16 protein-coding genes are annotated in these 20,876 nt (G+C 34.8%); 3 read left to right on the top strand and 13 right to left on the bottom strand.

Annotated features, from left to right (window positions below):
* Positions 1 to 167 precede the first annotated feature (167 nt).
* The 10 genes from SVZ03_07600 to SVZ03_07645 all read right to left on the bottom strand — a co-directional run bounded on the left by SVZ03_07600 (position 168) and on the right by SVZ03_07645 (position 11,034).
* Positions 168 to 467: a putative quinol monooxygenase gene (locus tag SVZ03_07600; protein ID MDY6934071.1), complete on the bottom strand. Its 300-nt coding sequence runs from the start codon at positions 465 to 467 to the stop codon at positions 168 to 170.
* Positions 468 to 815: 348 nt separating this feature from the next.
* On the bottom strand, positions 816 to 1,592 hold the full coding sequence (locus tag SVZ03_07605; GenBank protein MDY6934072.1) for a 4Fe-4S binding protein: 777 nt from the start codon (positions 1,590 to 1,592) through the stop codon (positions 816 to 818).
* A 104-nt stretch (positions 1,593 to 1,696) separates the two neighbouring features.
* Positions 1,697 to 2,425 (bottom strand): HD domain-containing protein, encoded by a 729-nt coding sequence (locus SVZ03_07610; GenBank protein MDY6934073.1) that lies wholly within the window; start codon positions 2,423 to 2,425, stop codon positions 1,697 to 1,699.
* A 227-nt stretch (positions 2,426 to 2,652) separates the two neighbouring features.
* Entirely contained in the window at positions 2,653 to 3,528 is an 876-nt protein-coding gene (locus tag SVZ03_07615; GenBank protein ID MDY6934074.1) for a DMT family transporter, read from the bottom strand.
* Between the two features lie 442 nt (positions 3,529 to 3,970).
* Complete coding sequence (locus SVZ03_07620) at positions 3,971 to 5,392, bottom strand: VWA domain-containing protein (GenBank protein ID MDY6934075.1); 1,422 nt, start codon at positions 5,390 to 5,392, stop codon at positions 3,971 to 3,973.
* A 14-nt stretch (positions 5,393 to 5,406) separates the two neighbouring features.
* Positions 5,407 to 6,297: an FHA domain-containing protein gene (locus SVZ03_07625; GenBank protein MDY6934076.1), complete on the bottom strand. Its 891-nt coding sequence runs from the start codon at positions 6,295 to 6,297 to the stop codon at positions 5,407 to 5,409.
* Between the two features lie 19 nt (positions 6,298 to 6,316).
* Complete coding sequence (locus SVZ03_07630; GenBank protein MDY6934077.1) at positions 6,317 to 8,281, bottom strand: serine/threonine-protein kinase; 1,965 nt, start codon at positions 8,279 to 8,281, stop codon at positions 6,317 to 6,319.
* A 202-nt stretch (positions 8,282 to 8,483) separates the two neighbouring features.
* Positions 8,484 to 9,521, bottom strand: coding sequence for a metallophosphoesterase (locus SVZ03_07635; protein MDY6934078.1), 1,038 nt, complete (start codon positions 9,519 to 9,521; stop codon positions 8,484 to 8,486).
* A gap of 404 nt (positions 9,522 to 9,925) precedes the next feature.
* Positions 9,926 to 10,462, bottom strand: a complete 537-nt coding sequence (locus tag SVZ03_07640; GenBank protein MDY6934079.1) for a hypothetical protein — start codon at positions 10,460 to 10,462, stop codon at positions 9,926 to 9,928.
* Positions 10,463 to 10,641: 179 nt separating this feature from the next.
* A complete protein-coding gene (locus tag SVZ03_07645; protein ID MDY6934080.1) occupies positions 10,642 to 11,034 on the bottom strand; it encodes an FHA domain-containing protein in 393 nt (130 codons plus the stop codon).
* 303 nt (positions 11,035 to 11,337) lie between these two features.
* Between SVZ03_07645 and SVZ03_07650 the strand changes: the two genes are divergently transcribed.
* Together SVZ03_07650 and SVZ03_07655 are read left to right on the top strand one after the other, a co-directional pair.
* On the top strand, positions 11,338 to 12,165 hold the full coding sequence (locus SVZ03_07650; protein MDY6934081.1) for a metallophosphoesterase: 828 nt from the start codon (positions 11,338 to 11,340) through the stop codon (positions 12,163 to 12,165).
* The gene (locus SVZ03_07655) at positions 12,153 to 12,779 is read left to right on the top strand and encodes a hypothetical protein (GenBank protein ID MDY6934082.1); all 627 of its coding nucleotides are present in this window, start codon (positions 12,153 to 12,155) and stop codon (positions 12,777 to 12,779) included. Before SVZ03_07650 ends, SVZ03_07655 begins: the two co-directional genes overlap by 13 nt.
* An 89-nt stretch (positions 12,780 to 12,868) precedes the next feature.
* On the opposite strand, the gene SVZ03_07660 is transcribed toward SVZ03_07655, so the two are convergent.
* Both SVZ03_07660 and SVZ03_07665 read right to left on the bottom strand, forming a co-directional pair.
* Positions 12,869 to 13,474, bottom strand: coding sequence for a hypothetical protein (locus tag SVZ03_07660; GenBank protein ID MDY6934083.1), 606 nt, complete (start codon positions 13,472 to 13,474; stop codon positions 12,869 to 12,871).
* 624 nt (positions 13,475 to 14,098) lie between these two features.
* Positions 14,099 to 16,615: a pyruvate formate lyase family protein gene (locus SVZ03_07665; protein MDY6934084.1), complete on the bottom strand. Its 2,517-nt coding sequence runs from the start codon at positions 16,613 to 16,615 to the stop codon at positions 14,099 to 14,101.
* A gap of 874 nt (positions 16,616 to 17,489) precedes the next feature.
* Between SVZ03_07665 and SVZ03_07670 the strand changes: the two genes are divergently transcribed.
* Entirely contained in the window at positions 17,490 to 17,930 is a 441-nt protein-coding gene (locus tag SVZ03_07670; protein ID MDY6934085.1) for a hypothetical protein, read from the top strand.
* A gap of 24 nt (positions 17,931 to 17,954) precedes the next feature.
* Here the strand turns inward: SVZ03_07670 and SVZ03_07675 are convergent, their stop codons facing one another.
* Positions 17,955 to 20,768 carry a chemotaxis protein CheW gene (locus SVZ03_07675; protein MDY6934086.1) on the bottom strand — a complete coding sequence of 938 codons (2,814 nt, stop codon included), beginning with the start codon at positions 20,766 to 20,768 and terminating at the stop codon, positions 17,955 to 17,957.
* Positions 20,769 to 20,876: the final 108 nt, after the last annotated feature.

Genomic DNA, 20,876 nt, shown 5'->3' on the forward strand with positions numbered 1-20,876 from the left:
TGTCTTCTTGGTTCATAGACACTCTTCATAATTTTGTTTTGCGAAAACTGACACTTATTCCTCCCGGGGGGAATAAGTGTCAGTTTTATTATCGGAATGTCAGATATTATCTTAACTATTATAAAAAATTAGTATTCTTCACAAAAGATAGTTAATGATATAATTCATTACTTCTTCGCTGCTATCTCTTCAAACATCTCAATTCTAGGGGCTCCAGCTAGTAAGGGCCCAATTTTTCCGAAAAGCTCTTGAAAATGCGGTGTTGAGCTGTGATACTCAAAGGCTGCATTATCAATATATTTTTCATAAAACATGAATGTCCCTGGCTCACTTTGAGAACGATGAAGGATATAGGCCATCGTCCCTTTTTCTGACTCAACCTTGGGAATTATTTCTTTTAATGCATTCTCCATCTCAATTTCCTTTCCTGTTTGAGCTTGCAAAACCGCAATAACAACTATCATCATTACCCCCTTCTAATTAATTCTCTTCCATAAAAAAACATTCACTTCCTTAGGATCAATCCTAATTACATCCTTACAATTTATCGAAACAATTTATCGAACAGACTGAATTGATTGCTTTTCCAGATATTAAATAATCCATCTGAATAATTACAGAAACGATCAGTCAAATTAATAGATATTATCTATTGTTTTGTGCATGTAACACTTCGAACATGAATAAATTATTTGAATAGAACACATATACTGTCAAGAAAAATCTCATATTGAGTATTACTCAAAATAATTCCACAATAATTCCGATTAGTCAGTATATAATTATAACTGAGTAGTATTTTGGTTTATTTACCATTATACTACTCTTCTCTCGACTTCGTCCATCATATCAATGCTTAGTATCTCGCCCCTGATACCAATAACTATTTTTTTCATGGGAATACTTTTACCTGCTAAAGCCATACCCTTTTGAATGATAGTAGGAAGTCCACTACAACAAGGCACTTCCATGACTACTACTGTGATGCTACTAATATCATTCATCCTGAATATCTCTGCAAACTTATGAATATAATCTTCTGCATTATCAAATTTTGGGCATCCCAACATCACAATTTTCCCATTGATAAAGTCTTCATGAAAGTTAGGATAAGCAACTGGGGTACAGTCTGCAGCCACTAACAAGTCCGCCTCCTTCAAAAAAGGGGCTGTTGGAGGGATAAGCCGTATCTGTACTGGCCAATGTGATAGAATCGAGCCCTTGTTCGCCATGGATGTTGCTTGACTTGCCTTATCACAGGATATGGATGGAGACAAGCGTTGTATTTTACTCGAGGGGCAACCACAGGGCATAATATCTTCATCTATTTGAGCATCCTGATTATCTCGTTTCATCAGGTACTCTTCCACAGCCCTTTCATCAAACTCATCAACATCTCGTTCAACAACCCTGAGAGCATCTTTGGGACACTCCCCTAAACATGCCCCTAATCCGTCACAATACTTCTCTGCCAAAAGCTTGGCCTTTCCATTCACTACCTGTATTGCTCCTTCAGCGCATGCAGGCACACATTGTCCACAGCCATCACATCGTTCCTCATCTATCTCAATGATTTTTCGCTTTACTTTCATGATTATCTCCTTAATAAATAATAATATGCATTCCCATGAAGGACTAAATCCCTTATGAATTATTAATAATCAATATATTCAACAATCAAGTCATCATCTTCAGTTTATGTTAACAAAATCCTTTTAGCTAATTCACGACCACCCTTTGTGGAAATATCCCTTTGGATGATACCTTCCAATTTTGCGGTCCCATTCTCTGCATCCTTTTGTTCTTCCTCGATCTTCACGATTGTATCAGCGTCATATACTGACCTGAAGTTTATTGTATCATGCTCTCGAGGATGATGATGATGTCCTACTATATCACAGACTTCATCAATCAGGCTCTGATCAGCAACTAAGTTGGATAGCATCTCCCGAGCAATAATCTCGCCTTCCTCTTCATGAAAGTCAAAAGCCCTATTGCCATACTTCTGCTCTGCAATTGTTATTCCAACATCATGAAGATAAGCAGCGATTAATGCAACCGCCAAATCACCACCTTCCTTAGCGACAATCTCTTCAGTATATCTGGCAACCTTGGAAGCATGACCGATTCTCTTAAAATCTCGTTTAAAAAAGCGTTTCATCTCAATGACCACTCTATCCTTTAATAATTCTTTTCTGTGAGCCAGGAGTTCTGAAGGAATTTCACCTAAGCATTGATCTGCAAATTTGCAATAAGATGCACAACCAAAGTCCAATCTGTTATTGATGATCTTATGTCCACATTTTTTGCAGAGACGCGTAGTTTCATCCTTAAAAAACTCTTCACTACTCCCACATTGAGGACACTTAACGTCAAAGATTGCCTCTGATTTCCAGTATCTGCTGTCCTGTCCTGGGCATCTCATAGATTAGCACCTCCTTAATTTCCTATTTAACATAGATCAAATACATCGAATCCAACCCAATTCTTCCACTACATCTGTACACTTAGGTATAATATATTGTTACAAATAAATTGTTTCTCCCACTATCAATTCTATTATAAATATAATCCCTAGGGATAATTATAGCATTGACATAGGTCAATAATTACTATTTATAAATCCAAGCTTAGTCTAAGAATATAAAAAAATTACATCATTGATGACGGCGTTTTTTGTCTAATCCTTTGCCATCTTCCGCTCACTCCGATTAGTGATATTATTATTAATATAGCGCCTATAATAATTTTTGGTGACAGTGGATCGGAAAACATGCATACACCCATTATTACAGCAAACAATATTCTGCTTGATGAAATCAGCGATCCAGATGCAGCATCTATATACCTATAACCTATGGTTATAAATATTTGTCCTAATACTCCCGAGGAGGCTGAAAGAAAGAGATATAAGATAACGATACCCTTAGGAGCAATGAAATAGGGCAGCATAATAAAATAATTCGTTATAGTTCCTATTGTCATTAAATAGAATAATATAATAAAAGAGCTGTCATATTTTCTTGCCTCACGTAAAATAGAAATAGCTGCACCAGCAGTAACACCTGAAAGCAAAGCGAGTATATCACCCAATAATAGGTCTTCAATAGTGGGATTAATTATTAAATATGCGCCAATCATTGTTATTGTTACGTATAATAAATATATCACACTATTTTTTTCTCTATTAATAAATGGCGCATAAAGATATACAAATATAGGATAGGTCATATTAAGCATGTTTGCATTTGTAATAGTAGTAAATTGAACACCAGCGAAGAATAGAATAACCGCTATTAGATTTAATATTGATCTCAATAATACATATGATATCCTCTTTGGTCGTAATGATCGTTTTTGTGTGACCATATATATTAACACTGTTATAAAACCGAGGAAGAATCGACAAAAGGTTATTTCAACTGCCTGGATTTCGGATAAAGTGGTTACCAACTTTGCAAACAATGTAGATGTGGTAAAAAAAAATGAAGACAATAAGAGAAAAATAATTCCTTTATACCTATACATATTCACCTTCAATCATTAACTAATCCATACTTTGATGGATTTCCATATTTCAAAGAAATAGTAAACAAAAACCGAGGTTATAAATTTCTATAATCATGGAAATGGAATTACTTCATTTAGGAATCGAGAAGTATTGTAGTAATCCTGTTAGTAAATCAACCAAAATCACTAATGCAGGGACGAAGAAATAATCCTATGAAGTGATGTTCATTAAGTATTGAATATTTTTCTTGGGCAATTTATTAAAATAATCAACCCATGATAATATGTCTATAGAAGAGGTTTCATTCGAGGAAGCTTCATCCTGGATGGGAAATAGAACAGCAGGCTATATAATCCTTTACTCATCAAGACTCATGGTTAACTCATAAAACATCCAATATGCTCAACAATAAAAATATTCAGGGATTTATAAATTGCTGCAAACATAAAATGATGCAGACTATTCTACTTCTCCATCATCGAACACAATTGTAGTTCCACCAACATTTATCACATCTCCTGATTCTAATTCCTTTTTTTTAATGGATTTATTATTTACCATTAAGTCCCCTTCACTCACTATGGTATATTTTTTCTTTTTATCATCAAATAAGATAGTGGCATGTTTTTCTCTTATTTTTGTCGCGCCTCCAACAATGGTCATATCAGCAGCCTGATCATCACCAATAATTGTCTTCCCTCCTCCCAATTTTAAAAACTTGGTTGTAGCCCTTGCAGTACTTGAACTTATAACCTCCAATGAAGGATCAGCCTTCTTCTTTTCAAAATCCAATCTCGATAGAAGCCATACCAAAAAAATAGAGAGTATTAAGGGAATGAGTAATAAGGGGGTAAAATAATTTAAGGGAATACCAAAAACAGTACTGGAAAAATAAAATCGTGATGAAGAATTCTTGTTTGAATCATCTGTATAAAGAACCTTAACATATTTTTTATCAGTTGGCTCCATTGTCGCGGAATAGGTAATTAAATATTCGTTCAAGATTTGATTTACTATTTTAGAATACACCTCACTGAGTTCTTTCTGATTTTGAGCATCAAAAACAGCCCCTCCTGTTTGGATAGCAATTTTATGTAAATTTTTATCCTTCTTCTCCTTCTCCTTGCCGAAATAGATTGCAAATACAGAGATTCCCTCCTCCTGACAATACTTTGTAGGTTCTGTATACTTATATATCTTATTGCCAAAGACCTTATGCTCCCTTCTAGTATACTTATAGTAGGGCTGATTCGCACCATCAGACAATATAATTATTGCTTTTCTACCCTTTGTCGTGCGAAACTCGTCAACCGCTGAATACAGGCTAGCATATATCTCTGTATATGCCTCATCACTGCTAGGTTTGTTTATTTCATCAAGATATCCCTCAATCTTTATCTTATCATTTGTTAAATCAGCATGTGCTGTATAATAGGAATTATAGGAAACTAATCCAACCTTATCCTTGGGATTTGTAATGCTGGCCAGAAAGGAGATTGCAGCCTTCTTTGCATGAGATATCCTCTTCGCACTATCGTATTTGGTCTTCTTGCCATTTAAATCTCTATACATACTCCCTGAATTATCTATCATCAATAAAAAATTGATACCTAACTCATAATTAGCCATTGTCTCAAAACCTGATATACTGGGAATTGTAGCATAATCCCTCCCATTGGAGGACTCAAGGATTGAAAATGCATCTCGTTGTAATTGTTTTACAGGCTCTCCAAACTCATCGGTTACACTAACATAAATCTTAATGTTTTGATTAAGCAACAATGTGGAAGCATCAATCTGTGAAATACGCACTGAATATGCAGATGAAGCCTGATAAGAGAGAAAGATAAACATAACTGAAATAATGATTCTGTATAACATCTTAATTATCCCCTTTATTTAAATTTAAATAAAAGCTTTGCTGAACCAATTTTTATAACGTCTTCCAATTTTAATTGATGCTCATTGATCTTATCTTCATTTACCAAAACCGGATTCTTTTTATCATGGTTTTTTATAACCACCTCATTCTTCATGAATCGCAATTCCGCATGTAAATCAGAGATATTATCATAACCAGAAAGAACGATATCATTTTTGTCAGAATTACCGATTTTCATCTTTCTCTGATTTATAAGATACTCTTTTCCCTTAAACTTTCCATTCAATAGTCTTAATACACCAAAAGATAAACGATTCTCAACAAATCCATAAAAGAGTCCAATAAATAGTCCAAAGATCATAAGACCGCCAAGACGGGCAAACATAATATTCGGAATAATCATTCTGATATATTCAAGGGCAAGCCCACCCAAAAAGCCACCTAGAATACCGCCAATTATCCCGACCTTAATCTTGTTCCAGGAACGGGATCTGAATCCATCAATGCTTCCAATAAAAATACCCAAAAATGCCCAACCAATTGCTCTTGAGAAGGGTAGACCAATAGTATTAAAACTCTTCATGGAGTGAATGAATATATCACCAATTACAAAGAGCGCAGCCTGGCCAATCAGGAATCCATTAATGCCTCCAATTATACCTATAATTGCCCCACGAAACATTCCACTAAAGATATTAGAACTAATTGACATAATTATTCCATCGCTGCTGCCAAATAATCCTCCAATTATTAATCCAAAGACCATTCCAAGAAATACAGTAAAAACAAGATAGGAAGGAAAACTACTCTGAAGCAATAGAGTCACCTCAGCAAGGGGCCAGGCAGTTAATCCGGCAAGAATCCCAATAATACAAAGGAAAATCCTTCTCATTAACGTTGACATAATTCACTCCTGTCGCGTTTTAATAAATATTTATATTAATTAATTCTCTATCTTGATTGTAATTAATAATAGCCTTTTTCGACTCTTTAGATACAATCCTGGTTTTAACCGTCTTGCTAACAGACCCCGATTTCTTTACTGTAATAAAGTAGTCCCCTGGAGATAACAATAATTTTTGAAATTTCTTTCTTGATTGCGCAATTTTTATATATTTTCTACCCTTTCCACCTGAAAAATAATAATTGGAATTATTCAATAATATATCCAAACCCTTATAATTAGACTTTACCGAAAGGGTTCCTGGAACAGGCACAAGATCTAAATCCAAAACTAAATTCGTTTGATATGGTTTTACATAAATTCGTAGGTATTTATTGTAATAACCTTCCCTGACAAAATTAAATTTATAGGTTCTGTCAGTAGTTAAGATTTCCTTATAATTCTTCAACTCAATAAAATCAATCCATTTATACCACTTCTTGTAAAAATTTATATATAATTCAGTGTCATCAGTAATGTCTAAATTAGTATTTATATCCTTTACTGTATAATGTATTTTCAGGGGTAAACGGGAGACTTTCTTATAATATAATTTTATATATTTAGCATCTATGGTCTCTTTTTCTTTCTTTTGTATTCCCCTAGGCTTTATATAAAAATCCTTCTGAAAGAGTTCATTTTCAATATCAATCCTGATTCTATACATTGACGATTTTAAATATACTTTTGGGGATTTAAATGAATAATATTTCTTACTATTAGCTTTCTCATCCAATTTAAAATACAAATCCTTATCTTTTACACTTTTATATCTCTTCCCTTCCCTAATAAATAATGAAGCATTGATATAATTTGCTCCAGGATCCTTATATTTTTTATCTATCCTTACATCTACACACAATGCCCCATATTCCTGTTGTTTGAAATATTCATAATGCATATCCATACTATAAAAACAATAACCCCCGACAGCAATAATACCTATAAGAATAGCTATAACCAACAGAATCCGGACATAATTTGATGAAAGTTTTACAGCAACACTATCGATAGACTTCTTAAGAGTATTACTTATACTGAATCCTGAACTCTCTTCAATCTCCTCTTTGCTACCAAAGATATACCCTTTAATCGTGTTATTGATCGTCTCCTGATCTTTATATTTCTTTAGTCGCCGTAAAAATATATCAATAATATATTGCAAATCCCTGTATCTCTTCTTGACCTTACAGTGCATCGCCTTTTTAATGACTTTCTGAATCACAGAGGATATTCTGGGATTGATTTTCCTGGGGGAGGTATAATCACCCTTTTGGATTATAGTTATTGCTTCAGGAGTAAAGTTCCCTGGGAAGGGGCATTTCCCTGTTACCATCTCATACAGCACCACACCCATTGAGTATATATCAGCTCGTTTATCCACATTTTTTGTGTCAGTGATCTGCTCCGGTGACATATATGCCGGTGTTCCTAATGTAGTACCAGCAGAAGTTAAACATTCCTCTTCACAGTCTTTGGATGTCGCGATCCCAAAATCTGTTAATTTCACCTCACCCTTTTTAGAAATTAAGACATTCTCAGGTTTAATATCTCTATGTATAACATTTCTATCATGAGCATACTTAAGGGCTTTGCATATCTCAATAATAATCAACATCGCAATCTCGTTGGGTATGTATCTCTTCTTTTTGATTAAATCACTCAAGCTAATCCCATCTACGAATTCCATTGCTATATAATAGGAATTGCCCTCCTTAAAGTGATCATAAACCTGTACTATATGATCATTGCGAAAATCAATCATTAGCTGAGCTTCCCTTTTGAATCTCTCAGTAATGGATGAACTTTGCCTTAATATGAGTCGCTTTAATATGATATCTCTATTTAAAGTAGGATGCTTCGCTTTATATATAGCTCCCATCCCTCCCTCAGCTATCTTGGATGTTAATTGATATTTACCTACTTTTGTTACTTTTGTAGCCATGACCTACCCTTATATCCCTTGTTTAAGATAACACTACTTATTCTATTATCAATCAATGCCTTAATGTATCTCCATTCTTGACATATTTAACTGATATTTATTTTCCAATTATAGCCTGTTATTATGATATTTAATGATTGAGTTGTTGAAATGGGGTGTTCTTTTTTAATGATCACAAAAAAAATAACTCTTTCCACAAAGGCTAAGCATAAATAATCTCATCAATATTATTCTTAATTTCAATTATGTCTTCATCTAAATCTATATCTTTGTTCTCTTTTATTATTCCGATAATAAACTTGTTAGGATTGTGAATTTGGATATACCTCCCATCTGCTCTAGAGTTATACAAATTCATAACAGGTCTATGTCCACCAAAATAATAACTGTCATCCCTATCCATATCATCAATATAATATTCAATCATTTGAAGAACGCTACCGTCTTGCGCAGCATCATCATCGGTCCATGTTAGTCCTTCTATAACCTCAGGGTGATTCCTGTATTCTATTATCCTTTCTCTATTAAAAAATGTACGCGGTTCTGCATGAGAGATGAGAAAATTTTTACCGACTGCAAAGATGGGTAAATTCTTTTCAAAGAGATAATAATTTTCAAAAAACTCATCGCCATAAAACTTCTGAACATAATAGGCAACCATAGGCCCTTCATGAGAAAACTTAATAAATGGATAATTCCCACCACCATCTTCATTAGAAATATTTTCATGGTTTCCCTTTAAAAAATGAAAATTCGCTGGAAAATTGGATTTGACTTCCATGATCATCTCCATCACTCCAAAACTCTCTCTCATTTCTTCATCAATATTCTTATGATTTGAATATCCATCTTGGAATTCTTTAAAAGCATCTGCCCATCTCTTAGCAGCTCTTCTTTCAGCATGCACACCATCACCAACACATACAACCTGTAGCAAATCTAACGCCATTTTGTCTAAATTTGTATATCCGGAATCCTCATAGAGCATTATGTTTAAAAATAAATCCATTCTAGCATGAATATCCGGGACTAGGATGGTAGGAATATAATGTTTTAACAAGATCATGCCTCCAGGGAGATCAGATGAATCATGTGGTCTAATCTCTTCCTCTTCGTTTATTAAAACAGAGTTAGCTATTTCCACTACTTCAAGAAAATGATCACATTCAGGCGGATGCTTTCGATTAAATATCTCAATGAGTCTATTCTTTAACTCATCAGGATGTATTTGATTGTTCATTCTCATACCTAATAATTATTAATGGAGTAAATTGTACCAATTTATACAAATTTTGATTATCCGATTGATTCCCTATCTGCATCCCCATCCTGCTTAGCACAGGATGTATTATGAAAGTGGCAATAAACTCAAATGGAAGGAAACATGAATTCTTGCTCATTTGAACAAATCTGATAATCTTTTTCATCAGTATAATAAATAGTATGCAATATATTATGCTTTAATTGCATACTATTTATTTTTATATTATAATTATTAACCATTACGCAGACACGCAGATTAAAAAATGCAACAATCTCTTCAGTAATATTAAATAGCTCTACCTATATTAAAAATGTATAGGCTATTATATATATCTGAATAGGTGTTGCTGCTACTACACACAATGAGAGATAAATCTAAAACTAATCATTATTAGATATGATCGTTTTATTTATCTTAGTAAACTCATCACTCAAGACAACGGTTGCATCTGACAATTTCTCTTCCTGTTCTTCAGCGCTTATCTCTTCTTTAAAAACAGCGATTTTGAAAATAGAAGAGGTGCTTTTAACGGGTCCAGACTCAAACTCCATCTCCTCTCCAACCATAACATCCTTCCCTAGCATTGATCCTTCACCTTTTAGGCTGTCGGGCACATCGCTTCTGATGCCAATACTCGTATACTCAACGGCCCGACCATCATCTGCTAAAGGACCTATGCTTACAAGTGAACCTGAATATGTAAGAACCAAGGCTCCCCTAGTATCCTCTTTGTCATAAGAATCTAGCTCTTCCATATCCAAGGCTTCTATTTTCTCCTCAAAAGCCTCTTTCTTTTCAATCCATGCCTGCGCCATCATCTCAATAGAATCTTCATTATCCGGCAAACCAGAAGATTTTGTTATATCTCTGATTTGATCTTGAACATCACCCGGAATTTGATCAAAAAAATCACCCATAATATTCCTCCATAAGTTATTAATATATTTGACTACATTTCATTTTTTTTCAATTCAATTACCATGCGCTAATACAATTGATATAACTTCCCTATTAATATATTAAATATTCAAAATTACACATGGAAATGGCATCTTCCAATAAACCCTTATTCCCTTCTAAAGATAAATACTATAAATTATTCTTCTAGTGAGTCTATTTCAGTGTCATCAAGAATATCCTTTGATGAATCACCCATTTCATCCTCCTCTTGATTTTGCCAATTAAATTGTAACTTAGTTTTCCCAATGGTTAGGATATCTCCATTATGCAAATTTTTCTGGACGTAAACACGATCATTTACTTTAGTCTTATTTAAACTACCTAGATCGATTACGGTAAAATGCCCACCTCGAAAAACAACTTGACAATGCTTATTTGAAACATGCTCATCAGTAAGTCGCATATTACATACATTCTCACGTCCAATAGTTACTGTTTTATTGTCGATTGTATATACAATACCCGTATCTCCTCCTTCAATAACCTCTAATGTAACATTATTGGGGATTTCAACCCGTTCGCTCATCATAAATTCTCCTTTATTTTATAATTGGCCAAAGGGATAAAAAATTAATATCTAGTAAAATTACATATAAATTACAAGAAAGTCAATATAAAATATTAATATTTTACTTTCTAAGTATAAAATAATTAATAACTGTAAAGAAACAGTAAAATAATCATCAAATCCTTAATTAATAATAAAGTTGACAATTAATAGTCATTTCATTTCCTTAGTAACTAACCTAATTGTGGCCTATATTCATACTTATAATGAACTAAAAAAAATTATTCTCCATGTAAATATAGATAATAGATGAGGGCAACAGGGATGAAAATTACTAGAAAAAAATTTATAAAAAAAATGGGATTAACCATTGCTAATTCCCTATTAACCGGACTATCCTTTCCAAACTGCTTTATTGATATGGAATATTCTCCTTTTCAAACAAATGTCACCCATTCGAATCTAAACCAATTAAACTTAATGATGATAAAACAAATTGAACAATCAAAAGGATTTAATCAGCCCTTCAATATAGCTCTGTTTTCTGATACTCATCACTACTTTCAAGAAACAGAAAAGGTAGTCCATCTAATCAATGCACGCGATGATCTTGATTTTGCAATTATCATCGGAGATATAACCGATATCGGCCTGTTAACCGAATTTGAATGGAGCTATGATATAATTAAAAGATTGAACATCCCCTATATGATGGCTATCGGAAACCATGATTGCCTTAGTAAAGGGATAGATATATATGAAAAAATGTTTGGTTCTCTTAATTACACATTTAACTATATGGGTGTTGAATTTATATTTTTTAATAATAACAACTGGGAAAGCGGTTATCCCGATTATAATTGGCTATCAACTACTTCTTCACAGATTAAAGCAGATAAAAAAGTTTTATTCTCTCATATCAATAACTCAAACGATGCGTATAACCGTTTTACTGTAGCAGAAATAAATAGGTTTAATGAGATTGTTCATGAACATTTTTCACTCGTAATACACGGCCACGCCCATGTTAACAGTTCATACGTACTCATAGATGGTATTCCACGATATGAAATAGGAAGCCCTGGATATGGGCACTATATGATCGCCTCCTATGATGGCGATTCATTTGAGGTTGAAAGATGCCGTTTTTAAAAAAAAAATCGTTTATACCTCTATTTTGTATGTTATTTATCATTGAAATAAATGAATCGCGATTATTTGCTAATAATATTAATAATATGAAGGAATTATTACCTGAAATTATAACCATTCAGACTGCAGGTTACATAGGTTTTGTTGCAATCGGTATAGGGCACTCTTATTACTCAAACTTCTGGGAAACAGGATTATTCTATGGATATGTTCCAGAAAGCATAGGAGGTTGCGACATACATACAATTGCTTGGAAGAACAGCTTCTATCCTTTTGAATATGCCCCTCTAGAAAAGATTACAGTGTCGCCAATTTATTTTGGCATTACGATGTTATGTGCTTTAGATAAAAATCTATACTGGCATAGTGCCACCGACGCTCCGCAATGGGAAGGGTATTACTTTCCAACTGGTATACATTTTACATTTAATATCGGTTTCAAAATCCTAAAAGAGAGTTCATCACCCAATACTTACCATAGCCTTTTTATTGAAATTTCTTCGCTGGATATCTATATCAAATCTTATTTATATGACGATAATGAATATCTTGGGTTAAGGGATATAGCTACTTTAGCAATAGGATATAAGTTAATATTAAATATCCTAAATTGAATTTGAGATTATTTCAGTAGTCCAGAAACATTGGAAAACCTAAACCCCAAAGGGAATTTCTTCATACCCCTTTCATACTGAAATATACTCTAAAAGCCATAAGCATAACCGATAGACATTGCGAATTTACGATATAATGCATCAAGATCATATTTGCTTCCATTTACATCACGAGTCCTTCCGCCCCAGTGAATAGAATACAAAAACTCAATAACAATACTCCACTTCAACTTAACTCCACCACCGATACTGAAATAGTGACCACCTCTAAGCTCAGTATCCTTCTTGAAATCATCGTCACCCATAAGAAAATTATATCCATAATGCACTACACAGAAAGGATTTGCATGTCTCCCTGAAAAATTAACTTTTAGCATCCCATATATAGGCATAAATGAGAATTTCCCATGGCTATCAAATTCATCTGCCTCACGCGGAAACTGATATAAAGCTCCAATACCAAATCCGAACATGTCTCTCTTGTATTTTAATAACTCACATCCTAAAGAGAAACCCATTTTAATATCTTTATGATAACTATGCGTATTATCTATATATGCTTTTCCAGGCAAATCTATATAACCTTTTACTATAAACTCAAAATCACCAGCATTTGCGAATAATGCTTCAGTCAATGTCAATTGAAAAACCAACATAAAAAAATAAATAAAATTATAAATGAAAAAATTTTTCAAAACTTTCTCAAAGGATATTTAATTGTCTTTTCAAGCAACTAAAGTTGATTTTTCATTTGTTGAAATATAATCTAATAAACATATAAATATAGTATTTATAAAAGAAAATTCATAATCGGGCCAGATTAAAATAGAGTTGAAATGAGAGTTAATTAAGTAGAATAGCGTCTAAATAGCATGCATCTATAAATATTTTGCTCCTATAAAAAAAATAAAAATTGATTATAATTTAATTGTGGTTATATTTTATATTATAAAGTAATATTATGTCAATTATATTTATGTCATTATTGCAAAAACAATAATGTTTAGTAAATGCCATATTTCCTCATTAACGTTTTAATTCTACAGCCAATGAAACATTCACGACAATCCAACCAAAGAGATAATTAGGATTACATCTTCAAGATTGAATTCATTCAATCTCTTCCAATGGAACTTGTAGGCTCTACAGTATTTTATATAGATTATAGTATAATCCCTAAAAATAACTCTGTAGAGCCAGTAAGTTAATAGTTTTTACACATTATGATAAGGGATAATTCAAAACCATCATCGCTTAACAACTTACCATTACACAACTTTATGGATAAAACTTATAATGGAATAAGCAAAACTACATATCTACCCTAAACCATGAATTGTCCTTTGAATAATATTATCCTGTGTCTTGCGGCTTATGTCAACGAAGTGGGCACTATATCCAGCCACACGTACGATTACCTCCTGATACTGCTCTGGATCTTTCTGCGCTGCCCTCAATGTTGCATCATCTACCATATTAAACTGCACATGATCAAGGCCAAGATCAGACCATGTTTTCATATAGGCCTTCCACAATTGATAACCCTTCTCGCCAGAGAGTTGAGTTGGTGATAACCGTTGATTCAGGAGAAAGGATCTGCCGTCACTAATATGATTTATCTTTCCACAGGATTTAAGAACTGCTGTGGGCCCTTTTTTATCTAGACCAGGCCCTGGAGATATCCCTCCATCATAAAGGGCATCACCCTGTCTTCTGCCATTAGGTAGCGCATGAACCATATTGGAGAAGTGAATATTACCACTCACATTCTCAGGCAGCGCTGGCCAAGGATTTCCTGATGGACATCGAACCTTCCAGGAATGACTTGCTGCTTTTCTAACGCATCGAATCATTATCTCATCCACATACTCATCATCATTACCCCATTTGGGGCCATTCTTAACAAAATCAAGTCGCATATCCTCTTTGCCTTCCCAGTTGTTTTCAAGGGCGTCTATCACTTCTATCATCGTATATTTTTTATCATCAAAAACGAGTTTTTTTATAGCTGCCAAGCTATCAGCATTCTCCACCCATGTAAAAAAGGTTACCCAAGCATTTCCTCTTTCCCCTTCAGGACTAAGGGCATCGAGTCCGCTTTCAACAGATCTTTCATATACAGCAGATAGCATAGGACGACCAAAATATTCAGGGCTTTTGGCCCTTCCAATATTAATCACCCTAACTGCAATGTTCATCATCCACTCCAATTGCTTTTCCCAAGCCTCAAAGAGCTGATCAAAGCTGGTAAAGTTACGTGCATCCCCTGTTTTGGGACCCATTTGCATCTCAAGAACGTTATCATATCCATTATGAAGTGCATATTCTATCATCTTCGCTGTATTAAGGGTTGTTGAAGCCATCCGCATGGGTTGACAACCATGTTTCGTTGGAGGGCATGGTGACATGCATGCCTGATGCAGCCAAAGTCTCGCCTCCTCAAGGGGATGGCTATACCAATGCATTGTGTTTGATATCAATATAGGATCGTTACGAATACTAGGATAACCCAATCCTTGTCTAATGCATTCAAAAACCTCCCTCATCACCTCATCCTTGACCTGTGGATGCCATCTGAAGCCAAAGGTAGGATTGGATACGCGCACCAGCCTTGCCGCTTTCATAAAGGCAATGGTTAAATCGTTACACGCATCACTTCCATCAGCTTTCACACCACCAATGGTCCATACATATGTACCCGGAATTCCCTGTATGCCCTCCTGGGCTAGGCTTGGTGCAATAGCGCCAGTTTCGTGGGCACGAATCATAAACTCGCCTATTAGATCAAGCGCCTCCTCTTCTGTGATACGCTTATCAATATTCACATCCTTATCATAGTATGGCCCATGATAATAATCAGGACGCGCTGGCCATGCCCCACTATCTGCACACTCGAATCTGCAACCCAAATTCATAAAGAGATCGAACTGAAACGATTCCTGAAGTGTTCTTGGTGGTTTCGCCGGCACTCGTTCACAGGTTTCTGCAATCCTCATCAATTCATCCTTGCGTTTAGGATCAGTCTCGAAGTTCTCAGCTATTATCCTTGCTAACCTTGCGTAGCGTTTTGCATAATTGATGCATGCCTCCAAGGAAATTTGCATCCCTTCCCAATTAGGCAATTTATCATATAGTGGAATGATATCAGGACCAGGAATATCTGAAAGTTCTTCCTCAGCATCTTCTATTTTTTTCTGAATATCATTATAGATATCCTCAAATCCCCTCTTCCCTGTCATTACATATTCATAATCTTTTGTCGAATAAGTGCTTGTAATAGGAATACCCCACATTACAGCCCCACTAAAACATTTAACCGCATCTTCAGGAGGTAGAATCTTTATAACTTGATCTAGTTCAGCCTTGCCTGCCCAATAATTGTTAATATCAGCCATAATTCTCAAGGATTCATCAACTGGTTCTGGAATAGATCCCTGTGTATTATAATACTGCTCGTTAAACATGCTAGCCATCTCTTGCCACCAAAGCTGAGTATGCGGAAGGCTACCCTGATAACCCACTAGTTGAGCATGATCAGTAATGAAAATTGTTATGTTATTCATCACCTTTGTTAGCGCCTTTGCCCTCCTAATCATAAGAGGATCATCTTCATTCTCCTTCCAAGCCTCAGTATATAGAATTGGTTTCTCAAGATCTATCTTTAAGCCTGGCGTATAAACCCCACCAATAGCGCCCTTCTTCCAAACGGCTTTTCTCAGATAATCCAGTCTCTTTGATCTCTTCTTCTCAGCCACCCACCACCATTCCCTACTTTTTTCTAGCTCCTCAATATCTTTTTCTGTTGTTCCCTTTTTCTTTAATGTTGAATCTTCCATTTAATTTCCTCCTCACTTAAGATTTTTTTTATACAATTTTTTCTATAAAATCTCCATCACATATATATTTTGAAACTCCTATCGTTAGTTTATCATCAGTCGATCCCTCCTTATAGATATTATTCTCATCCAAAATAGGATTGCAAAGTAACTACATAACAAATATCATAATTATTTCAAATTAGGATTTTGTTTAGATCTTGAACCATTTAATAATCATAAAGATTATGGATATGTTACCATGTTCGTAAATCAATAAAAATGTTAAATATTGTTTGTTATAATGAAAAGTGCAGGTATCTATTTAGTCATATCCTGTTCGGTTACTCAAATATTAACAATAATTTAGGAATAATGTTAATGAGAAGCAACAATTAGGAATGCAAATACCTAACTTAAATAGAAAAAATATGTCAAGATAAAAATTTTGTAGAATTTATCCTGCCTATATAAAGCTCTTTACTTTAAGGGATAATTTGCATAAGTTGTATGAATATCAAATCCATAAGTTTCCAATCACCGTTTGTCGAAATCTTTATCAGAAGCAGGTATTTGTACCTGCTATTACTGATAATAATTCATCCAATAAAAATTCTCATTTTTTATTTGCTTTTATTTTCAAACTCTATTAAAACAATACTCATAACATTGCACCTTCTTCTGATGTTATGAATATTTTATCATCATTAAGGATTAGCCAATCCCTTTCTTTGATGAAATAAATTTTTCATCAGGGATAAGAGAAGATGGTTTTATTGAATCTATCCTAGTTTTAATTATGGGTTCGATGTAATTTTTTTCAACCTAATCTGATATATTATGAGATTGAATGTTGAAAAATAGTAATACATAATAAATTAGTGAGGTAAGCATAATGAAAAAAATAATTATTCTATTATGTTTCTTAATGTTATTATCATGCTCATCGTCAGATAATAGAATTGAAATACCTGAAGTACGAGGGGTTTCACCGGAAAAAAACATTGAAACTCACACTCATGTTGACAAAGTGAAATGCAGAAAAGCCGATACAATCCCTACAGGATGGATTGATGAGGATACTTACAATGTAAGAGTTATCGGGGGAAACGAGGAGATAGCAATTAATAAAGCCAAACATCGAATATTAAAAGACATTGTAAATGTCAGGATGAAGAATCGGAGCAGGTATACAGATATAGTAAAGATAAAAGAGGAATTTGCGCAACCTCTAAAAAAAGGTAAGATCATCAACAGCAACAATGTTGATGAGGGTATCGAAATATATTATCAGATAAAGGGTAAGGGTCTGAAGAAAAAATTTGAAATAAAATAAATTTTATTTGTATTCCTTCCCTCATTACTGGCTGGGTTTGTAATCATCTTTTTTTATGAGCTTTTGGTTATATTTAATCTTCTGCCTGGGAAAAATTAAATCCGGATTTTTAATATTATTCTCCTTAGCCACTTGATGATAGTCAAATCCATAACCAGTAAATTTCTCAGTGATCTCATAAAGTGTGTCGCCTCTGATCACCTCATATACTACATATCCAGAAGGACTATCCGAATCAGAAAGAGTTTTTTGAGTTTGAGATGTTTGAATGTTTGCTTGAGTATCTGACACCGATGCATGTTCTTCGAGAGTCGGTTCAGGCTTTTTCGAATCAGTAAAATCAGATTCACCTCGATGGATAGTGTCAAAAGATTTTTCTCCATCTATCCTATCATAATTGTTCGATATATATGCAATTAATGTATATACTGCTATAATTATGATAGCAGCAACAGCCGCAAATGTATATTTCTTCTTTCTCCTCTGTGATGTATCAGTCTCTATAGGCCCCTGTAAAGGTTCTCTGCTAATATCTATTATTTCTGTTGCAGTACTATTTGATTCTTTACTATTATTATCCTCTTTTCCAATTGAATCCAATGACTCGGATATCTCTCTCTGACTCTTCTCATCTTCAATCATTGTCTCATCATCATTAACCTCTTCCTCTATTGATGAAAACTCTGGTAATACATACTCGCCCTCTTCCGATTCATCCTCTACTTCAATAGTCTTAGTCGGAGTGGTAAATTCCTCTTCATCATCAATAGCAATAGTCGTCGAAGAAGCGCTAAGTTCATCCTCATCCACTAGTGTGCTATCAACTTGGGAAGCAAGCTCCTCTTTATTCTCAACTACCACATCATCCATAGTAGCAGTCAACTCCTCCTCATCATCAATGGCAATAGTCGCTGAAGAAGCGCTAAGTTCATCCTCATCCACTAGTGTGCTATCAACTTGGGAAGCAAGCTCCTCTTTATCCTCGACCACCACACCGTCCATAGTAGCAGTCAACTCCTCCTCATCATCAATAGAAATAGTCGTCGAAGAAGCGCTAAGTTCATCCTCATCCACTTGTGTGCTAACAACTTGGGAAGCAAGCTCCTCTTTGTTCTCAACTACCACATCATCCATAGTAGCACTCAATTCCTCTTCATCATCAATGGCAATAGTCGCTGACGAAGCGCTAAGTTCATCCCCATCCACTAGTGTGCTATCTACTTGGGAAGCAAGCTCCTCCTTATCCTCGACCACCACACCGTCCATAGTGGCACTCAACTCCTCTTCGTTATGGACGACTGTACTCTCAACTGAAGGTCCAAGCTCCTCAACATAGTCATCCTCTACTCCGATAATTTTTATGGGAACTGCAATCTCATCATCATCCTTAGGGGAAGATGATGTCATACCTAACGAGGATTCTATCTCTCGTGATATCTGATAAAAATATTCCTTCACAGCAGTCTCATCGAAATGAACAGCCATAACCTCAACATTCAATATCAATTTCACTGTATTTGTTTCTTCATCAGTATAACATCCATATACCAACCTGTGAGGTAACATGATGGGTAAACTATGCTGTGTAGCAACTGATACCAATCGTTCTTTGTATATATGCTCTGTAATGACCAATGCTTTAAAGTCTCCATTCTCTACAAGTATCATTTTCCAATCTTCTGATACAGGCGAATGCCTGCCAAAACATAGAGCAAGATCTAGCACTGGCAAAAGTTTCTCTTCATATTCCGCAACTCCAACTACAATAGACTTGACATTCGGTACTCTTCGATAGGACTTGAAACTCAAAGAATCAATAACTTCAGATTTTGGCAATGCGTAACGTGCACCAAGGAGGGAAAATTCGATAACCTCTACTTCCTCCACACCAAATATAGACTCAAACTCACTGTTTGGATTATATCGTAAATATAGTGGCGTCTCGTCTTTATCATCTGAACGTATTGTGATCATTGCAATAGGATCAACAATAGGAATTATATCGCTATTGTACATTGTTGCGTTATTCATCCAGCTTGATTGCACAAGCGGTGGAAGAATGTGTATATGGCCATTGCCATTATGATGGCTGATCAATCTATCTATTAAAAAACCATAACTACTACCCTCAATATCTACAACCAGCATCTCCTCTTCAGTATACTTATCCATTAAATTCATCCGTTGAGAAAGACTAACAATAGGAAGGATATTGGATTTATGAAATGCAATTCCTTTAATATATTTCGGAATTGAGGAAACTGGAGACACATTCTTTGGCAGAGCCATCATTTCAAGTACATTAACATCAGGAAAAGCGAATAACTCTCCGCTATCCTCAATCAATCTAAATCCATTGATTGAAGATATGTCCATATGTTTTGCTTCAGCATCAAGAAACTCAAAATCACCAGGCTTAAAACTATCCTTTTGTACAAGCTCATAAAGAGCTGGGATGTTAATAATAGGAATAGGTTTATGATTATGCAATATGCATTTATCAATAATAGATGTTTGCAGGTAATCGGGTAGGGAGAATATTTCTTCATCCGCTATCTTGTAATGCCCTATCCTACCCTCTGTGGCAAAGCCAGCAATATTCTCTTCTTCAGAAAGGATTAAAACAAATCCTTCTCTGCTATTCAAAGGGGATAAGCCGATGCAAGCAGATAGGTCGGCTAACGTTACAACATGGTCGTTTATGAGGGAAATCCCGGAAACATAACTCTGTACAAGCGGCAAATGGTGTAACGCATGTTTATCCTTAGTAAATACGACTTCGTCTGCCCAAACCCCATAATCCATTCCACTGAGATTGATATGTAATACTTCTCTCATAACACTATATTATCACCCATAATTTCAAAAAAGTCAAGTACGGTATACCCAATCAAATATTCCAAATTGTTTTCATTTTATTAGTTGATTAATCGATCATGTTCGATA

The organism is Spirochaetota bacterium, from assembly GCA_034190085.1.
Lineage (GTDB): Bacteria > Spirochaetota > UBA4802 > UBA4802 > JAFGDQ01 > JAXHTS01.

Coding starts and splice junctions, on each gene's coding strand:
- SVZ03_07610 (MDY6934073.1), bottom strand. CDS start 2,425: ATGAGATGCCCAGGACAGGACAGCAGATACTGGAAATCAGAGGCAATC.
- SVZ03_07605 (MDY6934072.1), bottom strand. CDS start 1,592: ATGAAAGTAAAGCGAAAAATCATTGAGATAGATGAGGAACGATGTGAT.
- SVZ03_07620 (MDY6934075.1), bottom strand. CDS start 5,392: ATGTTATACAGAATCATTATTTCAGTTATGTTTATCTTTCTCTCTTAT.
- SVZ03_07645 (MDY6934080.1), bottom strand. CDS start 11,034: ATGATGAGCGAACGGGTTGAAATCCCCAATAATGTTACATTAGAGGTT.
- SVZ03_07630 (MDY6934077.1), bottom strand. CDS start 8,281: ATGGCTACAAAAGTAACAAAAGTAGGTAAATATCAATTAACATCCAAG.
- SVZ03_07625 (MDY6934076.1), bottom strand. CDS start 6,297: ATGTCAACGTTAATGAGAAGGATTTTCCTTTGTATTATTGGGATTCTT.
- SVZ03_07655 (MDY6934082.1), top strand. CDS start 12,153: ATGCCGTTTTTAAAAAAAAAATCGTTTATACCTCTATTTTGTATGTTA.
- SVZ03_07670 (MDY6934085.1), top strand. CDS start 17,490: ATGAAAAAAATAATTATTCTATTATGTTTCTTAATGTTATTATCATGC.
- SVZ03_07615 (MDY6934074.1), bottom strand. CDS start 3,528: ATGTATAGGTATAAAGGAATTATTTTTCTCTTATTGTCTTCATTTTTT.
- SVZ03_07635 (MDY6934078.1), bottom strand. CDS start 9,521: ATGAACAATCAAATACATCCTGATGAGTTAAAGAATAGACTCATTGAG.
- SVZ03_07665 (MDY6934084.1), bottom strand. CDS start 16,615: ATGGAAGATTCAACATTAAAGAAAAAGGGAACAACAGAAAAAGATATT.
- SVZ03_07640 (MDY6934079.1), bottom strand. CDS start 10,462: ATGGGTGATTTTTTTGATCAAATTCCGGGTGATGTTCAAGATCAAATC.
- SVZ03_07650 (MDY6934081.1), top strand. CDS start 11,338: ATGAAAATTACTAGAAAAAAATTTATAAAAAAAATGGGATTAACCATT.
- SVZ03_07600 (MDY6934071.1), bottom strand. CDS start 467: ATGATGATAGTTGTTATTGCGGTTTTGCAAGCTCAAACAGGAAAGGAA.
- SVZ03_07675 (MDY6934086.1), bottom strand. CDS start 20,768: ATGAGAGAAGTATTACATATCAATCTCAGTGGAATGGATTATGGGGTT.